This is a genomic window from Terriglobales bacterium (assembly GCA_035624475.1).
GTDB lineage: Bacteria > Acidobacteriota > Terriglobia > Terriglobales > Acidobacteriaceae > DASPRL01.
In genome coordinates this window covers 1-5,068 of record DASPRL010000123.1, presented here as the reverse complement: position 1 = coordinate 5,068, position 5,068 = coordinate 1, and the positions used below count along the sequence as shown (strand labels likewise).

Annotated in this window: 5 protein-coding genes; 3 read left to right on the top strand and 2 right to left on the bottom strand. The window is 67.4% G+C overall.

Annotated features, from left to right (window positions below; translation table 11 throughout):
* A partial coding sequence (locus VEG08_05425) for a pitrilysin family protein (protein HXZ27425.1) occupies positions 1-2,015 on the top strand: 2,015 nt, incomplete at its 5' end.
* Between the two features lie 57 nt (positions 2,016-2,072).
* Here VEG08_05425 and VEG08_05420 read toward each other — a convergent pair.
* Both VEG08_05420 and VEG08_05415 read right to left on the bottom strand, forming a co-directional pair.
* Entirely contained in the window at positions 2,073-2,429 is a 357-nt protein-coding gene (locus VEG08_05420) for a hypothetical protein (GenBank protein HXZ27424.1), read from the bottom strand.
* A gap of 678 nt (positions 2,430-3,107) precedes the next feature.
* Positions 3,108-3,926, bottom strand: coding sequence for a hypothetical protein (locus VEG08_05415; GenBank protein HXZ27423.1), 819 nt, complete (start codon positions 3,924-3,926; stop codon positions 3,108-3,110).
* A 177-nt stretch (positions 3,927-4,103) separates the two neighbouring features.
* Here VEG08_05415 and VEG08_05410 point away from each other — a divergent pair, with 177 nt between their 5' ends.
* Together VEG08_05410 and VEG08_05405 are read left to right on the top strand one after the other, a co-directional pair.
* Positions 4,104-4,514, top strand: a complete 411-nt coding sequence (locus tag VEG08_05410) for a DUF1801 domain-containing protein (GenBank protein ID HXZ27422.1) — start codon at positions 4,104-4,106, stop codon at positions 4,512-4,514.
* A 103-nt stretch (positions 4,515-4,617) separates the two neighbouring features.
* A partial coding sequence (locus VEG08_05405; GenBank protein ID HXZ27421.1) for a radical SAM protein occupies positions 4,618-5,068 on the top strand: 451 nt, incomplete at its 3' end.

The following is a 5,068-nucleotide window of genomic DNA, read 5'->3' as shown; positions in this document are numbered from 1 at the left end:
GCGTGCAGTTGTCCAACGGCATGGTCATCTTCCTGCAGGAGGACCACGAGCTGCCCCTGATCGACGGCACCCTGGTCATCCGCGGCGGCGGACGCGACGTGCCCGCAGCCAAGACCGGGATGGTCGGCATCTACAGCGCCTCCTGGCGCACCGGCGGCACCAAGTCGAAGACCGGCGACGAACTCGACACCTACCTCTCCGACCGCGGCGCCCGCGTGGAGTCGGGCGGCGACGTCGATTCCACCGAGCTCACCTGGTCCTGCCTGAAGGGCGACTTCGACGGCGTCTTCGCCGTGGTCGTCGACCTGCTCCGCAACCCCGAGTTCCGCCAGGACAAGATCGACCTGGCCAAGCAGCAGGCCGCCACCGCCATCTCCCGCCGCAACGACAACATCAACCAGATCGTCGCCCGCGAGGCCGTCAAGCTGGCCTACGGCGCCGACAACCCCTACGCCCGCGTGCCCGAGTACTTCACCGTGGCCGCCGTCACCCGCCAGGACCTCCTCGACTGGCAGCAGAAGTACGTCCAGCCCAATAACATCATCCTGGGCATCGTGGGCGACTTCGACGCTCAGCAGATGGAGGCCAAACTGCGCCAGGCCTTCGACTCCTGGCCCAAGGGCCCGGCGGCGGGGGAAGCCAAGATCGACTTTCCGCCCACCCAACCCGGCGTCTACTTCGCCAACAAGGAAGACGTCAACCAGAGCGAGATCCGCATGGTCTCGCTGGGTATCCGCCGCGACAACCCCGACTACTACGCGGTCGAGGTCATGAACCAGATCCTGGGCTTCGGCTTCGCCTCCCGCCTCTTCAACGACCTGCGCTCCAAGCGCGGCCTGGCTTACTCCGTGGGCGGCGGCCTGACCGCAGCCTACGACCATCCCGGCGTCTTCGCGGTGGGCATCGGCACCAAGAGCCAGACCACCGCCGAGGCCGCCCAGGGGCTGATCGACGAGCTGAACAAGATGAAGACCGACCCGCCCTCCGACTCCGAGTTGCAGTACGGCAAGGACGCGCTGCTCAACACCTTCGTCTTCAACCTCGATTCCCCGGACAAGATCCTGCGCGAGCGCATGAACTACGAGTTTTACGGCTATCCCGCCGACACCCTGGAGCGCTACCGCGCCGGCATCGAGAAGGTCACGCGCGCCGACGTCGAGCGCGTGGCCAAGAAGTACATCCACCCCGAGCAGATGGCGCTGCTGGTGGTGGGCAAGCAGGCGGACTTCGACAAGCCGCTCTCCACCTTCGGCAAGGTGACCACGCTCGATATCACCATCCCCGAGAACGCGCCCGGCGCCCAGCCCGCCGAGGCCGCCCCCGCCGCCTCCAATCCCGAGGGCAAGGCGCTCCTCGCCAAGGTGATCGAGGCCCTGGGCGGCGAGGCCAAGGTGCAGGCGGTCAAGAGCGTGCGCGTGGCCTCCAGCCTGACTCTGAAGACGCCGCAGGGCGAATTCACGCTGGCGGCCGAGAACCAGACCCAGTATCCCGACCGCACTGTGGTGAAGCTCCAGACCCCGGGCGGTGAGCAGACCGTGGTCATCTCGCCGGCGGCCGCCTTCGTCAGCATGGGAGGACAGACCCAGGACATTCCCCCGGCCCGCCAGGCGGAGCAGATGAAGGGCCTCCACCGCGACGCCCTCTTCGTGGCCCAGCACGCCGCCGATCCTGGCTTCGTCTTCGCGGCGGCGGGCTCAGAGAAGGTCGGCGACATCCAGGCCGCCGTCCTCAACGTCGATACCGGCGGCAATGCCTTCCGCTGGTACGTCGACCCGGCCACCGGCCACGTCCTGCGCTCCGTCTACCACACCGTGGGCATGGCCGGCCCCACCGAGGAGGTGGCCGACTACTCCGATTGGAAGACGGTGGACGGCGTCACCTTCCCCTTCAAAGTCAGCGTCAGCCAGAACGGCCAGGTGGTGCGCAGCATCGAGGTCAAGGAGATCCAGGTCAACCCCGCCATCGATCCCAAGCTCTTCGAGAAGCCGGCGGGGGCGGCCAATCCCGGCCAGTAGGTCCGCGGAGCAAGCGCCGCGCTCGCCGCGCCCCAACCGCGCGATCCTCAGGCGCAGCTAGGCCGCCGTCTGCTTGCGCTCCGCCCATCGCCCTTCCGCGATCTCCGCCACCCGCTGCGGGCCGGCGGCCGGCGCCTCGATCTTCTTCGCGCGGCCTGCGAGTTCGCGGAAGGCCGAGGCCATGTCCGTGTGGCCCGCCGCCTCGGCGTCGAGAAACAGCGAGAGCACCGCGCTCGTCGCCCTCGACAGTGCGGCGGCGGCCAGATGCACGAACACCGCCAGCACCGTGGCCAGGAGAAGGAATAACCACAGGACGGAGGCCGCCACCAGCCTCAGCAGACGTACCAGGAACCTGAGCGCGGGCGAGGACCGGTCCGTTCGCATCTGCTCCAGGGTCATCGAATCCTCCAGCACCCCCGACCTTCTGATGGACCTACCTTAGCAACCGCGGCTCGCCGCCGGCAGTGATAACCGTCACCTCGCTCCGGTCACCCGCTCCCCGGGGGGCGGCCCGCACAACGAGTGGCGGCCGCCGGCCATGACAGGTGGTGGCCTCGTCACCCTTCACCTATGCGGGGCAGGGCTGGCACGCGTTCGCCGGGGTCTTCTTCGATCCTTGGCTGGGGTTGCACTACTTCCAGCGGACTCCCCTGGGCGCCCTGAGAAGGCTCTCTTGACCAGGTTCCGCAGACGTAGGAATCCCAGATGAGGGGGACATACAGGCTCTCCGGGATGTACGGACCGGAACTCCGAACGCGAGCCCGTGGCAGCGAGGAGAGGAGCCTTGCCGGAGTGACGGAAGGGTGGCTTGGGTCGCCGGCCTGCCCTCGGGTCCCGGGGCCTGCGGTGGAGCCCTGTTGGGCCAGTGCGGGCACGGCCAGCAGAACCGCGAGTGTCAGGCAGAGAGCCAGGTGGCGCATCACCCAACCTCACCTCCTCCTACACCTGGGAACCCTGGATGCCGAGAGAAGTCGCGGCTCCGGCCGCGGTCGGGCTCCGTCTCTGCTCTTTCTCTTCGTGCTCTCCGTGATGTCGGCCCGCGCCTCGGGCGACGGCGACATCCGCATCGAGAAGTTCTGAAGCCGCGCGGGCCTAGCGGCAGCGTGTGTCCGTCAGTTCCGCCACATCCTTGGTCAACTCGCCGGAGGTGCTCATCTCTTGGGATGGCGCCGCCTCCAGCATGTAGGTCACGCGGTCGGGCAACACGTAGAGGTGCTGGCCCGAGAGCCGCGTGGGCTTGGCCTGGGTGAAAGGGCCCATCTCCTCGGCCTGGTAATGGACGTTGCGGTGGTTGTAGCAGTGCTTGCCGGTGGGATCGATGAACAGCGTGGGCTGCGCCAGCCCGCGGGAGGCAAGTTGCTCCCTCGAGACGCTCCCGATCTCCTGGCCGTCGAATCGCACCACGCCGCCTTCCGGGCAGACCGGCAGGTAGGACATGATCTGCGTCGCCTTGTGGGCGGGCAGACGGTAGGCCGCCTGCCCCAGGCGCACCTCGCCTTCGTCGCCGTCGCGATTGTCCACCCAGAACCAGAACACCTGCTCCGTGTAGGACGATGGGTAGTAATACTCCGCGTGCTCCTCGGGAACGGTGGGGGAGTACTCCCGCACCATGATCGTAGCCGGCTGCAGGGCGACCTCCCGCCAGCCGCACGGGGTCAAGACCTGGGCCACCACCGAGGGCTGGGTGTAGGTGGTGCCCTGCGCGCTGCCATCGGCCTCGAAGGTCCAGGCCTCGGCACCTGGGGTCTCGTCGGCATGGACCTCTTTGATCTCGCGTCCGTTGGCGTAGAAGCGGATGGGGATCTCATTGGCCAGGACCTTGCCGACGCTCACCCGGGTGCGCACCGGGAGGGCTTTGGGCTGCGACCGGCACCCGCAGCATCCCAGCCACACGGCCAGCCCGGCCAGCATCCACGTCCTTCTGCGCCACCTGGTTTTCATGGCGAGCGAGTCTAGCACGAAGAGGTGAAGCTGCCCGGAGCGGGCGCAGCCCCTCGCGCGAACGATCCCGAGGCCAACTGCTTCCAAATCCCCCTATTCCGCGTTGCCGCCATCTGTTACCCTTCCGCATCCACAACGGGAGAGAGCATGTCGGAAAACAAGACCCAGGCCACCCAAGCCAGCGTGGACCGCTTCCTCGATTCGCTGCCCCAAGCTCGCCGTGCCGACGCCAAGGCGCTGGTCAAGCTCATGCGATCCGTGTCGCGCCAGAGGCCCAGGATGTGGGGGCCATCCATCGTCGGCTTCGGCAGCTGCCACTACCGCTACGCCAGCGGCCGCGAAGGCGACATGCCGCTGCTGTGCTTCTCGCCGCGCAAGACTGCGAGCGTCGTCTACAACATGGCTTCGGCCGAGAAGGCCCTCCTGCAAAAACTGGGCAAGCACGCGCTCAGTGGGAGTTGTCTCCACATTGCTAGGCTTTCCGACGTCGATCCCAAGGTCCTGAAGACGCTGCTCGCCAAGTCGTTGGCCAAAATGCGCGCGCAATACGGGAAGTAGCGGCGGCGCGAAGTCATTACCCTCCCGGCCTTTGCTCTCCAGCACTTGACAGAGGCGCCGCCGCGAAACTATTATAGGCGAACAAAAAGCGAAAGCAGGAGCTATGCCCTCCTCCGCCCTCTCCCTCTTCGAGCCCTCCCCCAGCCGCCTGGTGGGCATCGCCCGCCTCGCCGCCCAGGGCCAGTCCCTCGAGCATCTCCGCCAGGTCGAGTACCTCTCCCTGCCCGTGCGCAGCCTGCTCAACCGCTGCGACTCCGCCCGCGTCCCTTTCCCCTGGACCATCAATCCCTACCGCGGCTGCGAGTTCGCCTGCCAGTACTGCTACGCCCGCTACACCCACGAATTCATGGAACTGCGCGACCCCGCCGCCTTCGAGCGCCAGATCTTCGTCAAGCAGAACGCCGGCTGGCTGCTGCGCCGCGAATTGCGCCGGGTCAAGCCGGGCGAGGAGATCGCCATCGGCACCGCCACGGACCCTTACCAGCCCGCCGAGCGCCAGTTCGAGGTCACCCGCGCCATCCTGGAGGAACTGGCGCGCCACCACGGCCTCACCC